We start from the raw sequence: 19,494 nt of genomic DNA, 5'->3' as shown, positions 1-19,494 counted from the left end.
TATGCATCAATCATTCTTGTCTAACCTACCTGTGCTCACAGACCCATCAACCGAAACGCCACGTCATGATTCACGCGCCTTTGCTAAAAATTTCACCGAATGCCCAAGGTTTCACAAAGGCCGCTGAGATTTTGCGGGCAGGTGGTCTGGTCGCTTTCGGAACCGAGACGGTCTACGGGCTGGGCGCAGACGCCTGTAATGACACGGCTGTTGCTGGAATTTATGCGGCCAAAGGGCGTCCCAGTTTTAATCCGCTGATCGTCCATCTTGATGGTCCGGACGCAGCTGAAAAATATTGCGTGTTTAACGATAATGCGCATGCTCTTGCGGCTGCGTTTTGGCCGGGTGCGTTGACGTTGGTTCTACCGTTGAAACCTGATGCAGGCGTTTCTAAACTTGTGACCGCAGGGCTTGATACGCTTGCAGTGCGTGTTCCTGATCATGCCGTCGCCCAAGATTTTCTAAGGACATTCGCGGGCCCGGTTGCTGCGCCATCAGCAAACCCGTCTGGTCGCATCAGCCCGACAACGGCAGATCATGTCATTGCCGGGTTAGAAGGAAGGATTGATGCGGTCATTGATGGTGGTCCTTGTAGCGTCGGAGTGGAATCGACGATCGTAAGTTGCGTGGATGAACCCGCACTCTTGCGGGCCGGGGGCATTCCATCCGAAGCGATAACGGCATGTCTTGGACGATCTATCCTTATGCCCGACGATCCTGATACCCCGATGTCACCCGGTCAGCTTGCGTCGCATTATGCACCGCAAGGGCGGGTTCGGTTAAATGCGGATGCAGCCGACGACGGTGAAGTTTTATTGGGGTTTGGTCCTGTAGATACCGATTTGAACCTGTCACCTGCAGGTGACTTAACCGAAGCGGCAGCACGATTGTTTGGCTGTCTTCACCAACTTGATGCAATGGGGGCGACACGGATTGCTGTATCGCCAATTCCCGATCACGGATTGGGGCGAGCGATCAACGATCGACTAAAACGTGCCGCCGCGCCGCGCGATTAAGATTAGTTATTTTGGCGTTCCACATATGCGCGCAGTTCTTCTGCTTCGTGGCGCGCTTCGCGTAATCCGTCCATTGCGGCACGCAGTTCAGCCTCTGTCTGGGATAGCTGATTAGTCATCTCAGCTTCGCGCTGTTGCAGGTAGGTGATCGCCTGATCACGCGTTTCTTCTGCTTCGTGCAAGGACTGCGCCATCTTATCTAATTCGCCGATTTCGGCCTTGGTGACGCGGGTGAAACGATTGACCAACCAGCTTGCAAACCAACCAAGGGCGAAAGCTACAAACAGGATGATCGCGGTGGCGATAATGAATTCAGTTCTGTTCAACGTCTTTGCCTTCTGGTTATTCGGTGGTCGCGTCTTCAGCGGGTTCTTCGGTCGGGGCTTCTTCTTCGTCTGTCGCTTCTTCGTCAAGCATTGTGGTGGGCAGCGGGCTTTCCTCAGCAATCGCCTCTAATGTCGTTTCTTCCTCGGGGATTGGTTCCGGGACGATCAAGCTAAACTCGATCCGGCGGTTTGCTTCACGCCCGTCTTCGGTGTCGTTGTCAGCGATGGGGTTTTCTTCACCAAAACCAATCGATTCGAAAGTCGAAACAGGGACGCGGCGCGCCCGCAACGCAGTCAGAACGGCATCCGCGCGGCGTTGTGACAGTTGCTGGTTCATTTCTTCGCGGCCTTGGCTGTCGGTGAAGCCCGCGACCTGAATGCGCAAATCACCGCATTTTTTCAAAATATCCGCGATGTCATCAATCAATGGTACCGCACCCGCGGAAATGTCGGCTGAACTTGGGTCGAACGTAATTTTGCGATCAGCCGTAACAGAGGAAATTTGCGCAATGCATTCTTCCGGGGTTGGTAGGCTCGCGATCGGATCAAGCTGTTTGACGTAAGTTACGTCGATATCAAAATCGGCAGTTTGCCCAAGCTTTTCGATCAGTAAACGCGAAATATCTGCGCTGGCCACTTCGTTTCCGGTGTTCCCGCGAATTTCCAGTGTGTCAGGTTCTACAACGACGGCACCGTTTGACAGTTCGGAAAGCGCTTCGATACCCGCGAGAACCCGCACAGACCAGCCAGAGGGTAGACCATCGACAACACGTGTGCCCATGGTGATGTTCCCTTTGCCAAATTTTGCGATGGCAAAATTTTCTGCAACAGTGTTCGTCAGTTCGTCAGGAATACGACCGCGCAATTGCACCTCGCCTTCAGGGCTACGCGTGGCGGTAAAGCGTGGCGGGCCACCGGGTGTGGCTTCGGGCATAACTGGCAGCTCTGCGGTGACCGCAAATGCGTCAGGCAGCGCATTTTCAAGCGCCCCAATGACATCGTCGAATTTTCGGGGGTCGGTGCCCATTGGGGCAAGAAAGGTTACGTCTGTGTCTGCAATTGTGACTGTTCCACCCTCTAGGTCGCCAACGGCCTTGATCGCAAGCGCGACAGCCTCACCCCAGCGGCGCGATGGCGCGCCAAGCGCCAATGTGCAGTTCACCTGATCTGTATAACCTGCGTCAGATGCGGCGGCGATAATTGCGGCAACAGCTTCGCTTGTGTCCGCAGCACATGCGTCAAACATTGGACCGTCTTCGTCGATCCCAAACCGAACGGTGAACGGCGAAATAACAGGTCGCGGCGCGCTAATGTCGATTGATAGCTCGACTTCATCAGGTGTGTTGCGCGCAAGTGCCGTTTCAAGGCGGTGCTTTTCTTCGGGGCTGTCGGAAATTGCGTTGACGATTACACGGTCAGCATTCACCGAAATTTTTGAACGCGGCAGCATTTCAAGCGCGCGAAAACCGTAGTTCAGTGCCCGACGCCAGTTGTCTGGTGTCGGGTAATCGGCCACTTCAAGAAGGTCAGTAACGGGTTGGCCATCAGCAATATCGCGAATTTGGTCGGCCAAATCCTCACGATCTGTTGAAGCCGGAATAAGCCCGATCAGTGACACGCCGCTATCGTTGCGCAGAATTTCGATGGCAAATTCGGGTGCCGCGATCTTTTCCGAATCAGCAACAGACATGTTGTCGATCACGCGGCTTGCATCCACGATCCCCCCCGCAGCAGAGATCGCACGGAACCGAACGGCTTCTGTCGGGGCTTGCCCTTCGATGATGACCTGCAGGCCGTCACCCAATACGTTGGCCCATAAATAGCCCTGATTGATAAGGGTTTCTTGCACCCCTTGCACCGAACGTTCTTCGACGACCGATACTGTGGTACGTGCCGCGCCGACCGAAAAAATGCCTGCTATGGCAAAGGCGACGAGACGAATGAAAACTGCTGAAAGGCGCATGCTTATCCGCTTTGTTGATTGGCGTCCTGAATAGGACTAGCTGCGTCGTTGTTCAATCACACGAACATGGCAACAGCGAAAAATGGCAGAACTATTAGTCCAGCGTTTCGGTTTGACCTGAAAAGGCGCAGCAAAATGTCATTGTCATCAGGGTCGAAACGCCCAAGCTGCCATGTCAAATGCCAGCCAAGCGCCCAAGGACCACCAAGTGCGATCACCAATGACAGCATGCTGCGATCAATGCAGGCCAAAACCACAGCCGCGCCAAACAGCAAAATAGTGACTGTTAAAAACAGCCGTAGCCATTGCCGAGATTTGTCTCCGAATAGGCGTGCGGTGGATTTCACACCGATAAGCGCGTCGTCTTCGGTGTCTTGGTGGGCGTAGATTGTATCGTAGAACAACGTCCACGCGATGCCAGCCAAGTATAGTATGACGGGCACGGGCCCAATGCTGCCAGTGTGTGCAGCCCATGCAAGCAGCGCGCCCCAGTTGAACGCAAGCCCCAAGAATACCTGCGGCCACCATGTAAACCGTTTTGCGAATGGATAAACCGCAACAGGCAATAGCGCGAGCACCCCTAGAATAATCGCCGCCCAATAGAAGGTCAGCAAAATTGCAAAGGCCACAAGCGCCTGCGCGATCATCCAGATGACAGCGCCGCGTACGGTGACTTGTCCCGATGGAATTGGCCGTGACCGGGTGCGTGCGACCTTAGCGTCAAATTCGCGGTCTGTGATGTCGTTCCATGTGCAGCCCGCACCGCGCATCAGGAATGCGCCGATACCACATGCAACAGCAGTCCACAGATCATGCATGCTTGCGCTTTTCGTCGCGAGCATCGCCAGCCCCAACGCCCACAGGCACGGCATATACAGCAGCCACGTTCCAATGGGACGATCCGCGCGGGAAAGCCGCAGGTATGGGCGGGTAAAGGCCGGGGCGATGGTATCGACCCAATTCCCTGTTACAGCATCAGAAACTGTGCCTGTCGGCTCTGGTGTTGGCGCGTTCTCGGTCATATGGTCCGCCTATGGCTTCCAAGGTTAGACTTTATGTAGATCACCCGCTGGGTGAAGGGCAATCAGTTCCGCTTGATCGTGATCAGGCGCATTACCTATTTGGGGTGATGCGACTGGATGAAGGCGCGGTGCTGTCTTTGATCAACAGCCGCGACGGCGAATGGGATGCCGAGGTTGTGAAAACAGGCAAAAAAGGCGGTATCCTGCTGTGTCAGACACTGACACGCCCGCTGCAAATGCCGCCTGACCTGTGGCTAATATTCGCCCCGATCCGCAAAGAACGGACCGCGTTCATCGTTGAAAAAGCTGTCGAAATGGGTGCGGCACGGATTATCCCTGCCCAAACAGATTATACCCAAAGCGCGAATCGCATTCGCCAAGACAAGCTACAGGCCCACGCGGTCGAGGCCTCCGAGCAATGCGGCGGTACCTTTGTGCCCCAAGTGGAAGAATTGAAAAAGCTGGACCGCCTGCTGGCCGACTGGCCCTCAGACCGTCAACTGATGTTCTGCGATGAAGCAAAAATCGGGGACCCGATCGGCCTGCCAGACACGCCCGGCCCATGGGCAATCCTAATCGGCCCCGAAGGCGGGTTTTCCCCGGCCGAGCGCGAAAAGCTCCACGCACTCCCCTTCAGCCACCCCGTAAGCCTAGGCCCACGCATCTTGCGGGCCGACACAGCAGCCGTTGCTGCGCTGACGGTGTGGCAACAGGCACTGGGGGACTGGGATTGATCCGCGCGACCGAGGCCGACCGCCCCGCGATTGAGGCATTCCTGACCAACCACATCGCCACGTCGATGTTTCCGCTTTCGAACTTACGCAGCTACGGCATGTCGGGTGGCCACCCGCGTGCTGTGACGTTTTGGGTGCGTTGGCTGGATGGACAAATCACCGATGTGCTGACTGTGACGGACGAGGGCTTCTTGTTCCCACAATGCCCGACTGGCCCGTGGGGCGATATCAAGACAGTTTTGGCAGGGCAGGCATATCGCGGGATTTTGGGCGATGCTGGGCAAGTGGCGGCTCTGCGTCATGCGTTGAACTGGCAAGTTGAGCCTGGAATCGATGACGTTGAACCGCTGTACCATCTTTCACTTGCTGACTTGCAGTTGCCTGATTGCGATGGGTTTGCGCTGTATCCTCTGGCGGATGCGCCCAAAGAAACTATGCTGGGTTGGCGGACTGCCTATCTGACCGAAGTCATGCCTGTACCGGGAGAAGAGCCCGATGTAACAGCCGCCAAAGACATCGCCGCATATCTTGATGCGAATAGTCACCGGGCGCTTTATCGCGATGGAACACCCGTTGCGATGACAGGGTTTAATGCGCAGTTGCCGCAGGTGGTTCAGATTGGTGGTGTTTACACGCAGCCTGAATTCCGGGGGCAAGGGGTTGCGCGACGGGCTGTTGGGCTCCACCTACAAGAGGCACGTCGTAACGGTGTAACGGACGCAATCCTGTTTGCGGCAAGTGACAACGCTGCCCGTGCATATGAGGCGATTGGTTTCAACAAGATCGGCGCGTTTTCTATTCTGGTTTATGAGGAACCACAGGTGATCCATGTCTGACTTTCTTCGCCCCGAGGTCCGCGCATTTCTATGGCGCTGGCGCGACACGTTGATCGGTGTCGGGCTGATGGTGTTGGGGCTTTGGTGGGGGCTGCGGGCATTTGGTGCGGTGCAGTGGCTTGGATACCTCGTTCTCTTAATCGGCGCAATTTTGGCAGCCGCAGGCGTTCAACGCGCCCGTTTTCGGCAGCATGGCGTTGGCGCTGGGGTCGTGCAGATTAATGAGCGACGGCTGTCATATTTCGGGCCTCTTGATGGCGGCGTCATCGATGTCGCTGATCTAACGAAACTAGAACTAGACCCAAGCGCGCACCCTGATCCGAATTGGGTACTAACGGGTGTCGGTGGGCAAAATCTATCTATCCCTATTAATGCGACTGGTGCGGAATCGCTGTTCGATATTTTCGCGGGATTGCCGGGGATTAAGACAGCTGATGTGCTGGACGTGCTTTCACGCACACCAGATGCGCGCGTAACCGTTTGGGCAAGGGTTCGTCCGGTCTTGCATTGACATGAGCCTTGCGGCACGTCACCGATAGAAATTCTGAAACGCAGCAAGCACGGAGCGCGCGCCATGTCTATTCCTCAGTCCGGTGGTGGCCCAATCGAGCATCACGATCAACTGGCCGAGATGCTCTCTAAGGGTTGCAAGCCCAAGGACCAATGGCGCATTGGCACCGAGCACGAGAAGTTCGGTTATTGTCAGGATACCCTGCGTCCGCTTCCTTATGAAGGCGAGCGTTCGATCAAAGCCGTGCTTGAAGGGCTTGAAGGCCGCTTTGGCTGGGCCCGAGTCGAAGAGGAAGGCAAGATCATTGGCCTGACCAAAGACGGCGCGAATGTCAGCTTGGAACCCGGTGGTGCGCTTGAACTGTCCGGTGCCCCGCTTGAGACGATCCACCAGACTTGCGACGAAGTGAATACCCACTTAGCCGAGGTGAAATCAGTCTCGGATGAGATCGGCGTGAAATTCATCGGTTTGGGCGCGGCCCCCGAATGGTCTCACGAAGAAATGCCCCTGATGCCCAAAGGCCGTTACAAGCTAATGGACGCCTATATGAAAAAGGTGGGTACAATGGGCACGGCGATGATGCGCCGAACGTGCACCGTGCAAGTGAACCTTGATTTCGGATCAGAGGCCGACATGGTCCAAAAGATGCGTGTCGCCGTGGCGCTACAGCCGGTTGCCGCCGCTTTGTTCGCAAGTTCGCCGTTCTTTGAAGGCAAGGTAAACGGTCACAAATCGTGGCGTTCACGTATTTGGCGTGACCTTGACGCATCGCGCACAGGCATGATCCCATTCGTCTTTGACGAAGGTTTCGGGTTCGAAGCCTGGGTTCAGTGGGTTCTCGATGTGCCGATGTACTTTGTTTACCGCGATGGAAAATACATCGATGCGCTGGGCATGTCGTTCCGCGACTTCCTTAAGGGGGAATTGCCCGCGCTTCCCGGTGAAAAACCTCTTTTGTCAGATTGGGCCGACCACCTGACAACCGTATTCCCCGAAGCCCGCATGAAGCAGTTCATTGAAATGCGCGGCGCTGATGGTGGCCCTTGGCGGCGCCTTTGCGCTTTGCCTGCGTTCTGGACTGGGCTGACCTATGACCAAACGGCGCTCGATGCGGCTTGGGATATTTGCAAAGACTGGACAGCAGAACAGCGCGAAGCCCTGCGTGTGGCTGCTTCCGTCGATGGGCTTCAGGCACAGGTTGATGGGATCAATATGCATGAACTTGCCCGCGAGGTCGTTGCGATTTCCGAAGCTGGCCTGAAGAACCGAGCGCGCCCCGGCGCTGGTGGTCTGATCCCGGACGAAACCCATTTCCTAAACGCGCTGAAAGAAAGCATTGAGTCAGGCAAAACCTTGGCCGATGAATTGCTGGATCATTACAATGGCGATTGGAATGGTAATCTGAAACGGATCTACAGCGAATACAGCTATTAATCCGTTTCAGAGTCTTTTGTTATTCAGTGGCGGCGCTTACCCGTGCCGCTGCTTGTGCAACGATGTCACGCAGCGTTGCAACAGCTTGCGTAAACCCAAGCCCAAGGCAAAGCACGGCAAGGCCAAGCGCAGTCAAAACGCCAGCTGGTGCCATGTGTGGCAAAACTGCTAGCACACCTGCCGCGATCAAAATGACGCCGCCTGCACCAATGGCGACAAACCCAGCAACAATCGTCATTGATCCCGCTTTCGCTGCGCGCCCGGTGTCTGGGCAATCGGCAAGTGCGCTGCCGATCTTAAAGATCATGAATGACAGCCCCGCCAACGCGCCGGCGGCTAGTCCGAAGTAAAGCATCAAATAACTAAGCATAGTGTCTTGTCCTTCTAGATTTGTAGGATGCGTCTGTTTGGATGGAAGTTCGCGTAAAGCATGCCGAAAGCGCCTGCGTAGAGAGGGCCAAAGATGAGGCCGAACCCAAAGATAATCGCCAGATCATCTGCGTCAGCGCTGAGGTTCAGTGCATCCGCGACAGCGCAAGCGAGGCAGCATACCAAATTCACGGCAAAACCAAGTATGGCGTAACTCCAGAACGCGGGTTCGATTTTGGTAACGGCCCAAAGTAAGACTGGGGTGCCAAGCAGCAGGTACGGAATTGCCCCAAATGGTAAGGCAAACAGTCCGATGATGGTCCAACACGTCAGTAAAGTTACGCTGACGGGTGCAAGGATTAGCGCGGCAACGAATGCCGTTGGGTTAACAGAGTAGCGGATGGTCCGCTTCGGATTATTTGGGGCAAGTAGAGTTGCGACAGACATTTGAACCTCACCGATTCTTATTAACTTAATTTCTGTAATAACAGAAATAGCAGTACGTGCAGTTAAGTCAAGGGTTTGCCGTGGGTGTGGTGAGCCAACAGAAAAAAGGCGCAGCTGAATGAACAACTGCGCCTCGTATCCGTGTCGCTAATGCGATGATTGTTTGGTTAACCCTTTGCCCCGATCTTGGTCTCGGTGTTGGCTTTCAGGCGTTTGATATTGTCCCAATGCCGAAAATAAATCAGCAGACAAAGAAACGCTGCCAAAAAGAAACTATGCCCATATCCGGTGAACGCCATCACGATGGGCGTCCAACCCGCAGCGACCAGCGCAGCAAGCGAAGAATAACGCGTGACTGCTGCCATCACGAGCCAGATCAGGCAGGCCACCAATCCCATCGGCCATGCCAGTGCCAGCAAGATGCCGATGTAAGTCGCAACACCCTTACCGCCCTTGAAATTCAACCATACGGGAAGGCAGTGCCCAACAAAGGCAGCAAGCGCACCAATTTGCGCGGCGTCTTCGCCAGCAAAGGCGCGAGCGAGCAATACGACGATCGCCCCTTTGGCGGCATCAAACAGCAAGGTAAGCGCAGCCGCCTTTTTGTTGCCTGTCCGTAACACATTGGTCGCGCCGATATTGCCTGAACCGATTTCGCGCAGGTTCCCAAGGTTCATCGCACGCGCCATGAGCATACCGCCGGACAACGACCCGAAAAGATAACCAATCACAGCCCATAAGGCTAAAACTGCAAAGCCACTTTCAATTGCAGGCATTATGCTTTCTCCCAAACGCGTTCGCCATCGACCCAAGTTCCCAGCACCTTGCCCTGCATACGCGCACCGTCAAAGGGGGTATTTTTCGATTTCGACAAAAGCTTAGTCCGATCCAATTGGAACGGGGCATCAGGGTCGAACAAGATGAGGTCAGCTGGCGCACCCGCAAGTAACCGACCGGCGTCAAGCCGTAGCAACCGTGCCGGGTTCAACGACAGCGCCCGGAACAGTCGCGGCAGGTCGATCATTTCCGCGTGGTACAGGCGCAAAGCGGCGGGCAGCAGCGTTTCAAGTGCCACGGCACCGCTGGCTGCTTCCTCATAGGGCAGACGTTTGCTTTCTTCGTCTTGCGGCGTGTGCATCGAACAGATGATGTCTATCAGCCCGTCAGCGACAGCTTGGACAACGGCGACGCGGTCTTCTTCGCTGCGTAGGGGAGGTTTGACCTTAAAGAATGTACGGTAGTCCGCGACATCCATTTCATTCAGCGTTAGGTGATGAACGCTAACGCCTGCGGTAATATCAAGCCCGTTACGCTTAGCGCGTTCTAGGGCGGGCAGGGCGCGGGCTGTCGTGATTTGGCTCGCGTGATAACGCGCACCAGTCATTTCCAGCAGTGCGATATCGCGGTCCAGCGCCATGCGTTCGGCCATAGGGGACACACCGGGCAGCCCGCGCAGCGATGCGAACTTGCCAGAGGTTACAGCTGCACCTTTGGAAAGCCCTGGATCTTGGGTGTGACCGATCACCAATGCGTCCAAACTGCGGGCATAGGTCAGCGCGCGGCTGAATACTTTGGTATCAGTAACCACCCGGTCAGCGTCAGAAAACGCGACTGCGCCTGCGTCCTGCAGAAACCCGATCTCAGTCATTTCGCGGCCATCGCGGCCTTTGGTCAAGGCCGCCATAGGCAAGACGTGAACAGGCGCGTCCGCTTGGGCGCGGCGTTCGACAAACTCTAGAATTTCGGGCGTGTCGATAGATGGGATGGTATCGGGACGGGTGACAATCGTGGTCACACCACCTGCCGCTGCCGCACGACCAGCAGAACGAAAGGACTCTTTGTGACGTTCACCCGGTTCCGACACCTTAACGCCGATATCGATAATACCGGGGGCAAGACACTTGCCGCCGCAGTCGATCACGGTCGCACCATTCGCGTCGGGCGCGCTTTCATACACGTCAACGATCTTGCCGTCTCGCACCAACAACGCGCCAAGGCTATCTGTCAGGGCCACCGGATCAATCAGGCGCGCGTTGGTAAAAAGCATATCGGTCATGCGATGGGTCCTGTCTCAAATTCTAGCGGGCAGCGTGGGGTCATCCGGCGATCCAAATCATCATGGCCACAATCAGAAACATCACGATAAGGGCGGCGGTTGCGACCATCCCGCCAATACGTGCATCCGACTTTGGGGCTTTGGTGGGTTTGGGGGTAATGACGCCTTCGGCACCTTCAGAGGGCAGTTCAGTTGGCGGTGTCATGCGAATGGTTGGGCTGTATGTCGTTACATGCCGTAGATCGGGGGCAAGGCTCAAAGTGACCTCTTGTCCGCCAGTCGCGCGTGAAAGCAGCAAAATCGCGTAACCAGTGATGGCATCGACGGCCGCCTTATCGACCGCATCGGGCTGCATGTCATACCCCGAAGCAATATAATCACTCAGGCTCATATCGCCCAAATCATCAATGCAAACGACATCAACGTAGGTCACGTCAAGGTTAGTACCGAACAGGCCCCTAATCCCTTTGGGGGACTTTCCCGTCACTTCTGGCGGCAACGGCAACTCGGTCGCGAAGACCCGAATTTGTCCGTGATCATTGGCGGGGATGTTAAGCTGCATCAGTCGTCACACCATTTGCCCTTGCGGCGTACGACTCGCGCGAAGGCTTTGTGCCAATAGGTCCATAGCGGCCATGCGCACGGCGACGCCCATTTCGACCTGTTCTTGGATCACAGAGCGGTTGATATCGTCAGCGATGTTACCGTCGATCTCGACACCGCGGTTCATTGGGCCGGGGTGCATGACGATGGCGTCAGGTTTGGCGTGCGCCAGTTTGTCTGCGTCCAGCCCGTAACGGTGAAAATATTCACGCTCTGAAGGGATGAACCCGCCATCCATGCGTTCCTTTTGCAGCCGAAGCATCATGACAACGTCGACGTCTTTTAGCCCCTCTTCCATGTTCTCGAACACTTCGCAGCCGAATTCATTCATCCCCGAAGGCATCAAGGTTGGAGGCGCAATCAGGCGAATGCGGTTTTCCATCTTGCCCAACAGCATGATGTTTGACCGGGCGACGCGGCTATGCGCGACATCGCCGCAAATCGCGATGGACAGACGGTGAAGCCGACCTTTGGCCCGGCGAATGGTCAATGCATCCAGCAAAGCCTGTGTCGGGTGTTCGTGTTTCCCGTCGCCAGCATTCAGCACTGCACAGTTGACCTTTTGCGCAAGCAAATCGACCGCGCCGGAATGTGGGTGCCGAACAACCAGCAAATCAGGGTGCATCGCATTCAGCGTTAGCGCGGTATCAATCAGCGTTTCGCCCTTTTTTATCGAAGACGCTTGCATCCCCATGTTCATCACATCGGCGCCCAAACGTTTACCCGCGATTTCAAAACTCGCCTGTGTTCGGGTCGAATTTTCAAAGAACATGTTGATCTGCGTCATGCCCGCCAGCACATCACGATGCGCAACGCCGCGACGGTTATGTTCGGCATAGCTATCGGCTAAATCCAGCAATGTGGTAATTTCCGTCGGGTGCAGATGTTCAATGCCCAAAAGATGTTTTGCGCGAAATGTCATGATCGGCCCCTTGTCACGGTTTAAAGTGCTTATAGCAGTCCGCGAAGGGGCATCAATGGTTTGCTGGGCATTGGAGGTTGGGATCTGCAATATGCAAACCTCCCGTAGCATCCGTGCGTTCTTTCCTGCAGATTTTGCATAAGCTACTGCACATCTTCTGAATTCCCGCGTAGTCTATGCGACATGGATTCGGGCAATACATATTGGGATGACCGCGCGCTGTTGGAATGGCAGGTGGAACTGGGGGCGACTGACGCCATTCAGGACACCCCTGTTGACCGCTACACGCTTGAGGCATCCAAGCCGAAACCAAAACCCGAAACTCTGACAGGCCCGCCACCTATACCTGTAGAAGTCGAGGTCGACGTTGTTGCAGTTGCCAAAGCAGCCGCAGCGAATGCGGCAGATTTGCCTGCGCTTTCTGCTGCAATGCAGGCGTTTGAGCATTGTGAGATCAAACGCGGCGCGCGGTCTTTTGTCTTTAGCGATGGCAACCCCGAAGCAAGGGTGATGATCGTGGGCGAGGCGCCGGGCCGCGAAGAGGATCGTGCTGGTAAGCCATTTGTCGGACGAGCTGGCCAATTGCTTGATCGGATGTTGGGTGCGATCAATTTGGGGCGCGCGCAAGAAGATGCTGCCCGTAGCGTCTATATCACGAACGTGATGCCGTGGCGGCCGCCATCGAACCGGACACCTGATAATGAAGAAATCGCGATGATGCTGCCGTTTTTGGAACGGCACATTGCGCTGGTTGATCCAGATGTCGTGATCTTGATGGGAAACACGCCGTGTCAGGCGCTTCTTGGGCGAACAGGGATTACGCGGATACGCGGGACATGGACCGAGGTATTGGGCAAACCTTGTCTGCCAATGTTCCACCCGGCCTATCTGCTACGCAACACTGCGGCCAAGCGCGAGGCCTGGGCCGATTTGCTTGAAGTAAACGCGAGATTAAAGACATGAGCCGGATTGACGAGGCGCTTGATTTTGTACCTGTCCGCATTGCTGTACTGACCGTAAGTGATACCCGGCAGTTGGAAGATGATAAATCAGGTCAGACGCTAGTTGACCGGATCACTGCCGCAGGACATGTAGTAGCGGATCGCAAGATCATCGCTGATGAACGGGCGCAGATTGCTGACCAGCTGCGTGCATGGTGTGCTGATGACGGGATCGATGTGGTCATCTCGACCGGGGGTACCGGGCTTACGGGGCGCGACGTCACGGTCGAGGCGCATCGCGATGTGTATGAGAAAGAAATCGATGCCTTTGGCACGGTTTTTACCATGGTTAGCATGCAAAAAATCGGGACAAGTGCTGTGCAAAGCCGTGCAACTGCTGGCGTGGCCCAAGGCACATATCTGTTCGCTTTGCCGGGCAGTCCGGGTGCTTGCAAGGACGCGTGGGATGAAATTTTGTGCAAACAGCTCGATTATCGGCACCGTCCCTGTAACTTTGTCGAGATAATGCCAAGATTAGATGAACATCTGCGACGGAAATAGTTTTGTATTCCGTATAATCTTGCAGAAATGTATGCGCGCCTAGCTCAAGGAATTAAATATGCGGTTTTTGCGACGTAGCCTTACCGGGGTTTTTCTACTGGCTGTGACGCTTGTTCTGCTGGCATGGGCGGGCAGTTTGGTGCGAGGTGCCATCGTTGCTAAGATGAACCAAGAACCGCGCAGCTTTCCGCAGCGCGAACGGGTCCTATCCGTGAATTTCGCCATGTTAGACCCGCAAACCATCGTTCCAGAGCTAACCGCCTTTGGTGAACTTCGCAGTCAGCGGACGCTTGATTTACGCAGCGCGACTGGTGGCATCGTTGAAGAAGTGAGTGATGCATTGGTCGACGGTGGGACCGTAATCAAAGGCGATCTTCTTTTACGGATTGATGCAGCCGTCGCGACCGCCGCATTGGACCGCGTGCGTGCCGACTTGCAAGATGCTGAGGCCGAACTACGCGACGCCGAACGCGCATTTGTGTTGGCCGAGGATGAATTAACCGCGGCACGTGCCCAATCTGCACTACGTGATCAGGCTTTGGCCCGTGCCCAAGATTTGGCGGGGCGCGGTGTGGGAACGACGGCTGCGGTTGAAACCGCTGAACTTGCTTCATCATCTGCGCAGGCATCTGTTCTGACGCAGCGCCAGTCTGTCGCATCCGCCCAAGCGCGCATTGATCAAGCCACCACGAGCCTTGCGCGGCAGCGTATCAATCTGTCCGAAGCAGAACGGGATGTCTCTGATACTGAAGTATACGCGGCATTCGACGGTCAACTGTCTAATGTCACCCTTAGCGCAGGTGGTCGCGTTTCCGCGAATGAATCCTTTGCGCAACTGGTTGATCCAACGCAGCTAGAGGTGTCATTTCGGGTGTCTACATCCCAATATGCACGACTGTTGGACGAACGTGGTCAGCTTGTCCAAGCACCTGTAACCGTGACGCTGGATGTGTCGGGGTTGAACCTTGCAGGTACGGGAAAAATTACCCGCGAAAGCGCATCGGTGGCCAGCGGCCAAACTGGGCGTTTGCTGTTTGCAACATTAGACACTGCGCTGGGCTTTCGGCCCGGTGACTTTGTGACAGTGCGCATTGATGAACCAGCATTGGAAAACGTCGCATTGGTGCCGTCTACGGCCATCGCGGCCGATGAAACCGTTTTGTTGATTGGTGACGACGAAAGGCTTCACGTTGGGCAGGTCAGTTTGCTGCGCCGCCAAGGTGACAACGTTATTGTCAGCGTGGGTGATTATGCCGGCCGCGCGATTGTGGCCGAACGTTCGCCGCTTTTGGGTGCCGGAATTAAGGTCAGCCCGATCATGCCCGAAGGCCAAGAAATCGCTGTGTTAGAGCCTGAAATGCTAAGGTTAGACCCTGACCGGCGCGCAAAGCTCATTGCGTTTGTTACCGACGGTCGCATGCCCGATGACGTAAAAGCCCGCATTCTTGCCCAGTTAGAACAAGACGAAGTTTCAAGCGAAACAGTAGAGCGGCTGGAAAGCCGGATGGGAAGCTGATGGCGACCGGGGGCGAACATCTAGCAAGCGGCGCAAGCGGATTGCTATCGTATTTCACGCGGCACCGAACAGCAGCGAACTTGCTTCTTGTCTTGATGCTGGCAGCAGGGCTCTTGGCGCTGCCAAAGATGCGCGCGCAGTATTTCCCCGATGTTGTGGTCGATGATCTGACGGTATCAGTAACATGGTCCGGGGCGGGGGCAGAAGATGTCGATACAGCGATCGTACAAGTCCTAGAACCCGCGCTGCTTGCCGTAGAAGGTGTCATGTCGTCAGAGGCAACTTCAGTTGAAGGTCGCGCGTCGATCAAGCTTGAGTTCGAACCGGGCTATGACATCGAACGCGCCACCGAAGACGTGCAGCTTGCGGTCGACAGTACAAGCAACCTTCCTTCTGACGCCGAAGACCCTAACGTGCGGCGGGGCGGCTGGTCAGACACGGTTACCGATGTGGTCATTGCTGGGCCTGTGGGTGTCGATCAACTGGCGCGATTTGCCGATGAATTGGCAACCCGTTTATTCGCCGAAGGCGTGACACAAGTGTCTGTACAAGGGGTTGCCGCGCCCTCGACCATCGTCGAAGTACCCGCACTGTCCATAATTGAACACGACATCGGCCTCAGTGATATCGCGTCGCGCATCGCCGAAGAAGCCGCCGCAGACCCTGCAGGTGACGTGTCTGGGAATGCGCGTGTGCGCACAGGTGTAGCAAAGCGAAGTGCCGAAGATATCGGTGCGATTGTGTTGCGTTCAAACGCAGACGGATCGCAGCTTACTATTGCGGATGTTGCGACAATTCGGGTCGAAGGGACTGACCGGGAACGCGCCTACTACGTGGACGAACACCCTGCGATCAAGCTCAAGGTCACGCGTTCAGCACAGGGCGACGCGATCAAACTACAGCATACGGTCCAAGATGTAGCAGAAGAGTTGACAGCGTCATTGCCTGAAGGCGTGACTATTCAGCTTACCAACGGCCGTGCCGAACTGATTACCGCGCGGCTCGAAATCTTGATGGAAAACGGTGCGACGGGGCTGTTGCTTGTCGTTGTCCTTCTGTTTCTGTTCTTAAATGCGCGCACTGCATTTTGGGTCGCTGCGGGTATCCCGGTCGCGATGCTGGCGGCAATCGCGTTGATGTATGTATCTGGCATCACGTTCAACATGATCTCCATTTTCGCGTTGATTATTACGCTAGGGATCGTTGTGGATGACGCCATTGTGGTGGGGGAACACGCGGACTACCGGGTGCGCCATTTGGGTGAACACCCTGTCATCGCATCCGAAAACGCGGCGAAACGTATGTTTAGTCCAGTTTTGTCCGCCACGATCACCACGGTTATTGCGTTTTATGGCCTCGTGCTCATTGGCGGTCGCTTTGGGGATATGATCGGCGATATTCCATTCACCGTGATTGTGGTTCTGATCGCGAGCTTGGCCGAATGTTTTTTGATCTTGCCCAATCACCTGTCCCACACCATCGGGCATTCCGCAAAAGACCACTGGTACGATGCGCCATCGCGGTTCGTAAACAAAGGCTTTGTGTGGTTCAGAGAGACTCTATTCCGCCCATTTATGGGGTTTGTTGTGTGGGCGCGTTATCCGGTTTTTGCTCTGGCACTGCTCACGCTTGCATCGCAGCTTGCGCTGTTCATCCGTGGCGATGTCAGTTGGCGGTTCTTTAACGCGCCAGAGCAAAGCCAAGTCACCGGCAATTTTGCCATGCTGCCGGGCGCTACACGCGAAGACACGATAGAGATGATGCGCGAAATGCAACGCGCGGCCGGCGATTTGGGTGCGAAATACGAAGCGGAATATGGAAATAACCCCCTGAAATTCGTTGTTGCTGAAATCGGTGGGAATTCGGGCCGCGCGATTGCTGGATCTGACACGAAAGACGCTGACCAGTTGGGTGCGATCACGATTGAACTGATCGATCGCGATAGCCGCCCCTACAGCAGTGCGGCCTTCGTAAGCGCGCTTCAAGATAGCATTCAACAACACCCACTGGCCGAAACTGTGAGCTTCCGCCGGTTCCGCGGTGGTGCAGGCGGCGATAGCCTGTCGGTGCAAATGTTTGGCGCCGACAGTGACACACTTAAGGGCGCTGCTGAAGCGTTGAAAAATGAACTCGCTCAATTCGGAGAGATTTCCGGCCTCGAAGATTCGCTGTCCTACGACAAAGAAGAAATGATCCTTGAACTCACTCCGCAAGGGGAACGTCTGGGGCTTAGCATTGATGGGTTGGGCAGCGTGCTGCGCAACCGCTTAGGTGGGATCGAGGCCGCGACCTACCCCGATGGGACCCGTTCGGCGTCCATTCAAGTCGAAATGCCCGAAACAGAGCTATCGGCCGACTTTCTTGACCGCATGCAAATCCGCACGTCGGACGGTATCTATGTGCCGCTGGCCGATGTGGTCACAGTGCAAACGCGTACGGGGTTTTCGACGGTGCGGCGCGAAAATGGTATCCAATTAATCGAAGTGTCTGGCGATTTAGATAGCGACGATGCGGCCCGTGCGACCGAAATTCAGACTCTTATCAATGACGACATTTTGCCGCGTATCGAAAGTAACTTTGGTATCGAAACGCAGCTATCGGGCCAAAGTGAACAAGAACGCGAATTTTTATCTGATGCGCGCACCGGACTAATCCTTGCTTTGCTGGGTATCTATCTGACTCTTTCATGGATTTTCAGCAGTTGGACCCGGCCCGTTGTGGTGATGTCGATCATTCCATTTGCGCTGGTCGGTACGATTTACGGCCACAACGCATGGGGCATTCCCATGAGCATGTTCACCGTCATTGGCCTGATCGGGATGGTCGGGATTATCATTAACGACAGTATTGTTCTGGTCACGACCATTGATGAATACGCCGAAGAACGCGGGCTGATCCCGGCCATCATTGACGGCACGGTTGATCGGCTTCGGCCAGTGATGCTGACGACGTTGACGACAGTGCTTGGACTTGCTCCGCTGCTTTACGAAGGCTCTACACAGGCTGAATTCCTAAAACCAACAGTCATTACGCTTGTATTCGGTTTGGCGTTTGGGTTTGTCTTGGTGCTGCTCGTGGTGCCATCTGTCATGGCGATGCAGGCGGATTTTAGGCACCAAATCACATCTGCAAAGCGCGCGTTCAGGGCGCGCCGTGCTGCGATGTTTGTGCCTGCAGCAATCGCTGGCATTTGCGCAACTGCACTGTTTTCAGCGTTGATCTTACCCCTGCTAGTTACCGGCGCCGCATGGGCACCTGCGGTTACGATCATGCCAGTCTTAGGGCAGGGTGGGTTCATTGCCGCCTTCGGAATCTATGTCGTGTCTTTGTTGGCTGTCGTGGGCGGCATTTATCTCGCTGCTTTGCTAGGCACTGGTGCGAAACGCAGCGGTGCTTAACGCCCCGCGCAACCAAGTATTTCAATCGCTTGGTGCCCGCCAAAAACGGATATTTTCACGCGCGATCGGTCCAGTGCGAATGCTGATCCGCTGTGATGCACCATATCAACCGTTGCGCTGATCTGATCGCCGTATCTCTGTGTTTGGGCTTCTGAGACCCAGACGTTCGCGTCACCCGATTCCACGACGACAACTTCGTCGGTGCTTAGCGGGGGAAGGTCAAACTTTGTTGTAACACGCAGTCCGTCACGAATGGGGTCTATGCTGCAAGACACCGGGCCAATGCCTGCCTCTGACTGGGTCATCGGACGATCAACAAGTGCGGCAGTGATTGCACTGTCGCGGCCGCCATCAATCGGTAACGCCGCGTCAAAGCTAAGGCTGACGGGGATACAAATTTCTTCACAGACACCAATGTCGATTCGCCCGCTGATTTGCATAGGCTGATCGGGTGCATCAGTGAATACAGTCAATGGAAACACGACACCGTCATGATAGCCAATCGTCTGCATCCCATTGCTGTTGAACACTTCGGGGACAGGCCAGTGCGGGGCGACTGCACGAATATTCTCCGATCCGGAAAAAGAAAAACTGGGGGGAATCCCCGCGTCACCCGGCGCGCGCCAATAGGTTTTCCAACCCGGCGCCAGCGTGATCCGCAACCCTGCGATGTGATCGCCGTTGGCATTACGCCATCCAGGAATGACTTCGACCTGCGCGAGCTTATCATAAGGAGAAGCCCAGCCTGGTGAAGAAAGGGCCAACATGGCCAAGGGAATCAAAGAAATCATACGCATACCGGATTAATTATGCATCCGGCCTGCAATAGGAAGTCACTT

19 protein-coding genes are annotated in these 19,494 nt (G+C 55.4%); 9 read left to right on the top strand and 10 right to left on the bottom strand.

Annotated features, from left to right (window positions below):
• The first annotated feature begins 65 nt into the window (after positions 1–65).
• Complete coding sequence (locus CLV80_RS17120) at positions 66–1,016, top strand: L-threonylcarbamoyladenylate synthase (protein WP_106359161.1); 951 nt, start codon at positions 66–68, stop codon at positions 1,014–1,016.
• A 2-nt stretch (positions 1,017–1,018) separates the two neighbouring features.
• On the opposite strand, the gene CLV80_RS17115 is transcribed toward CLV80_RS17120, so the two are convergent.
• The 3 genes from CLV80_RS17115 to ubiA are packed head-to-tail and all read right to left on the bottom strand — an operon-like array spanning position 1,019 to position 4,327.
• On the bottom strand, positions 1,019–1,342 hold the full coding sequence (locus CLV80_RS17115) for a hypothetical protein (RefSeq protein ID WP_106359160.1): 324 nt from the start codon (positions 1,340–1,342) through the stop codon (positions 1,019–1,021).
• A gap of 16 nt (positions 1,343–1,358) precedes the next feature.
• Positions 1,359–3,305 (bottom strand): OmpA family protein, encoded by a 1,947-nt coding sequence (locus tag CLV80_RS17110; protein ID WP_106359159.1) that lies wholly within the window; start codon positions 3,303–3,305, stop codon positions 1,359–1,361.
• Between the two features lie 56 nt (positions 3,306–3,361).
• Positions 3,362–4,327, bottom strand: coding sequence for a 4-hydroxybenzoate octaprenyltransferase (gene ubiA / locus CLV80_RS17105; protein WP_106359158.1), 966 nt, complete (start codon positions 4,325–4,327; stop codon positions 3,362–3,364).
• A gap of 11 nt (positions 4,328–4,338) precedes the next feature.
• On the opposite strand from ubiA, the gene CLV80_RS17100 reads away from it, so the two are divergent.
• From CLV80_RS17100 to CLV80_RS17085, 4 genes are all read left to right on the top strand, one after another.
• On the top strand, positions 4,339–5,061 hold the full coding sequence (locus CLV80_RS17100; RefSeq protein WP_106359157.1) for a 16S rRNA (uracil(1498)-N(3))-methyltransferase: 723 nt from the start codon (positions 4,339–4,341) through the stop codon (positions 5,059–5,061).
• On the top strand, positions 5,058–5,897 hold the full coding sequence (locus tag CLV80_RS17095) for a GNAT family N-acetyltransferase (RefSeq protein WP_106359156.1): 840 nt from the start codon (positions 5,058–5,060) through the stop codon (positions 5,895–5,897). The genes CLV80_RS17100 and CLV80_RS17095 overlap by 4 nt, the downstream gene beginning before the upstream one ends.
• A complete protein-coding gene (locus tag CLV80_RS17090; RefSeq protein WP_106359155.1) occupies positions 5,890–6,408 on the top strand; it encodes a hypothetical protein in 519 nt (172 codons plus the stop codon). The genes CLV80_RS17095 and CLV80_RS17090 overlap by 8 nt, the downstream gene beginning before the upstream one ends.
• Before the next feature lie 63 nt (positions 6,409–6,471).
• Positions 6,472–7,842: a glutamate--cysteine ligase gene (locus CLV80_RS17085; RefSeq protein ID WP_106359154.1), complete on the top strand. Its 1,371-nt coding sequence runs from the start codon at positions 6,472–6,474 to the stop codon at positions 7,840–7,842.
• A 19-nt stretch (positions 7,843–7,861) separates the two neighbouring features.
• Here the strand turns inward: CLV80_RS17085 and CLV80_RS17080 are convergent, their stop codons facing one another.
• The 6 genes from CLV80_RS17080 to CLV80_RS17055 all read right to left on the bottom strand — a co-directional run bounded on the left by CLV80_RS17080 (position 7,862) and on the right by CLV80_RS17055 (position 12,239).
• Complete coding sequence (locus CLV80_RS17080; RefSeq protein WP_106359153.1) at positions 7,862–8,212, bottom strand: hypothetical protein; 351 nt, start codon at positions 8,210–8,212, stop codon at positions 7,862–7,864.
• A 14-nt stretch (positions 8,213–8,226) separates the two neighbouring features.
• Positions 8,227–8,658, bottom strand: a complete 432-nt coding sequence (locus CLV80_RS17075) for a hypothetical protein (RefSeq protein WP_133169790.1) — start codon at positions 8,656–8,658, stop codon at positions 8,227–8,229.
• Positions 8,659–8,825: 167 nt separating this feature from the next.
• A complete protein-coding gene (plsY, locus tag CLV80_RS17070) occupies positions 8,826–9,434 on the bottom strand; it encodes a glycerol-3-phosphate 1-O-acyltransferase PlsY (RefSeq protein ID WP_106359151.1) in 609 nt (202 codons plus the stop codon).
• Positions 9,434–10,714, bottom strand: coding sequence for a dihydroorotase (pyrC, locus tag CLV80_RS17065; protein WP_106359150.1), 1,281 nt, complete (start codon positions 10,712–10,714; stop codon positions 9,434–9,436). Before pyrC ends, plsY begins: the two co-directional genes overlap by 1 nt.
• Positions 10,715–10,754: 40 nt before the next feature.
• On the bottom strand, positions 10,755–11,276 hold the full coding sequence (locus tag CLV80_RS17060; protein ID WP_106359149.1) for a hypothetical protein: 522 nt from the start codon (positions 11,274–11,276) through the stop codon (positions 10,755–10,757).
• 6 nt (positions 11,277–11,282) lie between these two features.
• Positions 11,283–12,239 carry an aspartate carbamoyltransferase catalytic subunit gene (locus CLV80_RS17055; RefSeq protein ID WP_106359148.1) on the bottom strand — a complete coding sequence of 319 codons (957 nt, stop codon included), beginning with the start codon at positions 12,237–12,239 and terminating at the stop codon, positions 11,283–11,285.
• Between the two features lie 183 nt (positions 12,240–12,422).
• On the opposite strand from CLV80_RS17055, the gene CLV80_RS17050 reads away from it, so the two are divergent.
• From CLV80_RS17050 to CLV80_RS17035, 4 genes are read left to right on the top strand one after another with little or no spacing between them, the layout of a single operon-like run.
• Positions 12,423–13,202 carry a uracil-DNA glycosylase gene (locus tag CLV80_RS17050; protein WP_106359147.1) on the top strand — a complete coding sequence of 260 codons (780 nt, stop codon included), beginning with the start codon at positions 12,423–12,425 and terminating at the stop codon, positions 13,200–13,202.
• The gene (gene moaB, locus CLV80_RS17045; protein ID WP_106359146.1) at positions 13,199–13,741 is read left to right on the top strand and encodes a molybdenum cofactor biosynthesis protein B; all 543 of its coding nucleotides are present in this window, start codon (positions 13,199–13,201) and stop codon (positions 13,739–13,741) included. Before CLV80_RS17050 ends, moaB begins: the two co-directional genes overlap by 4 nt.
• A gap of 58 nt (positions 13,742–13,799) precedes the next feature.
• A complete protein-coding gene (locus tag CLV80_RS17040; protein WP_106359145.1) occupies positions 13,800–15,257 on the top strand; it encodes an efflux RND transporter periplasmic adaptor subunit in 1,458 nt (485 codons plus the stop codon).
• Positions 15,257–18,655, top strand: a complete 3,399-nt coding sequence (locus CLV80_RS17035; RefSeq protein ID WP_106359144.1) for an efflux RND transporter permease subunit — start codon at positions 15,257–15,259, stop codon at positions 18,653–18,655. The genes CLV80_RS17040 and CLV80_RS17035 overlap by 1 nt, the downstream gene beginning before the upstream one ends.
• On the opposite strand, the gene CLV80_RS17030 is transcribed toward CLV80_RS17035, so the two are convergent.
• Complete coding sequence (locus CLV80_RS17030) at positions 18,652–19,446, bottom strand: protein-disulfide reductase DsbD domain-containing protein (RefSeq protein WP_311135538.1); 795 nt, start codon at positions 19,444–19,446, stop codon at positions 18,652–18,654. The two genes, CLV80_RS17035 and CLV80_RS17030, sit on opposite strands and share 4 nt — an antisense overlap.
• Positions 19,447–19,494 lie beyond the last annotated feature (48 nt).

It is taken from the genome of Yoonia maritima (assembly GCF_003003285.1).
GTDB lineage: Bacteria > Pseudomonadota > Alphaproteobacteria > Rhodobacterales > Rhodobacteraceae > Yoonia > Yoonia maritima.
This window is presented reverse-complemented; position numbering and strand designations above follow the sequence as displayed.

Coding starts and splice junctions, on each gene's coding strand:
- CLV80_RS17120 (WP_106359161.1), top strand. CDS start 66: ATGATTCACGCGCCTTTGCTAAAAATTTCACCGAATGCCCAAGGTTTC.
- CLV80_RS17110 (WP_106359159.1), bottom strand. CDS start 3,305: ATGCGCCTTTCAGCAGTTTTCATTCGTCTCGTCGCCTTTGCCATAGCA.
- ubiA (WP_106359158.1), bottom strand. CDS start 4,327: ATGACCGAGAACGCGCCAACACCAGAGCCGACAGGCACAGTTTCTGAT.
- CLV80_RS17100 (WP_106359157.1), top strand. CDS start 4,339: ATGGCTTCCAAGGTTAGACTTTATGTAGATCACCCGCTGGGTGAAGGG.
- CLV80_RS17090 (WP_106359155.1), top strand. CDS start 5,890: ATGTCTGACTTTCTTCGCCCCGAGGTCCGCGCATTTCTATGGCGCTGG.
- CLV80_RS17085 (WP_106359154.1), top strand. CDS start 6,472: ATGTCTATTCCTCAGTCCGGTGGTGGCCCAATCGAGCATCACGATCAA.
- CLV80_RS17080 (WP_106359153.1), bottom strand. CDS start 8,212: ATGCTTAGTTATTTGATGCTTTACTTCGGACTAGCCGCCGGCGCGTTG.
- CLV80_RS17075 (WP_133169790.1), bottom strand. CDS start 8,658: ATGTCTGTCGCAACTCTACTTGCCCCAAATAATCCGAAGCGGACCATC.
- plsY (WP_106359151.1), bottom strand. CDS start 9,434: ATGCCTGCAATTGAAAGTGGCTTTGCAGTTTTAGCCTTATGGGCTGTG.
- pyrC (WP_106359150.1), bottom strand. CDS start 10,714: ATGACCGATATGCTTTTTACCAACGCGCGCCTGATTGATCCGGTGGCC.
- CLV80_RS17060 (WP_106359149.1), bottom strand. CDS start 11,276: ATGCAGCTTAACATCCCCGCCAATGATCACGGACAAATTCGGGTCTTC.
- CLV80_RS17055 (WP_106359148.1), bottom strand. CDS start 12,239: ATGACATTTCGCGCAAAACATCTTTTGGGCATTGAACATCTGCACCCG.
- CLV80_RS17050 (WP_106359147.1), top strand. CDS start 12,423: ATGGATTCGGGCAATACATATTGGGATGACCGCGCGCTGTTGGAATGG.
- moaB (WP_106359146.1), top strand. CDS start 13,199: ATGAGCCGGATTGACGAGGCGCTTGATTTTGTACCTGTCCGCATTGCT.
- CLV80_RS17040 (WP_106359145.1), top strand. CDS start 13,800: ATGCGGTTTTTGCGACGTAGCCTTACCGGGGTTTTTCTACTGGCTGTG.
- CLV80_RS17035 (WP_106359144.1), top strand. CDS start 15,257: ATGGCGACCGGGGGCGAACATCTAGCAAGCGGCGCAAGCGGATTGCTA.
- CLV80_RS17030 (WP_311135538.1), bottom strand. CDS start 19,446: ATGATTTCTTTGATTCCCTTGGCCATGTTGGCCCTTTCTTCACCAGGC.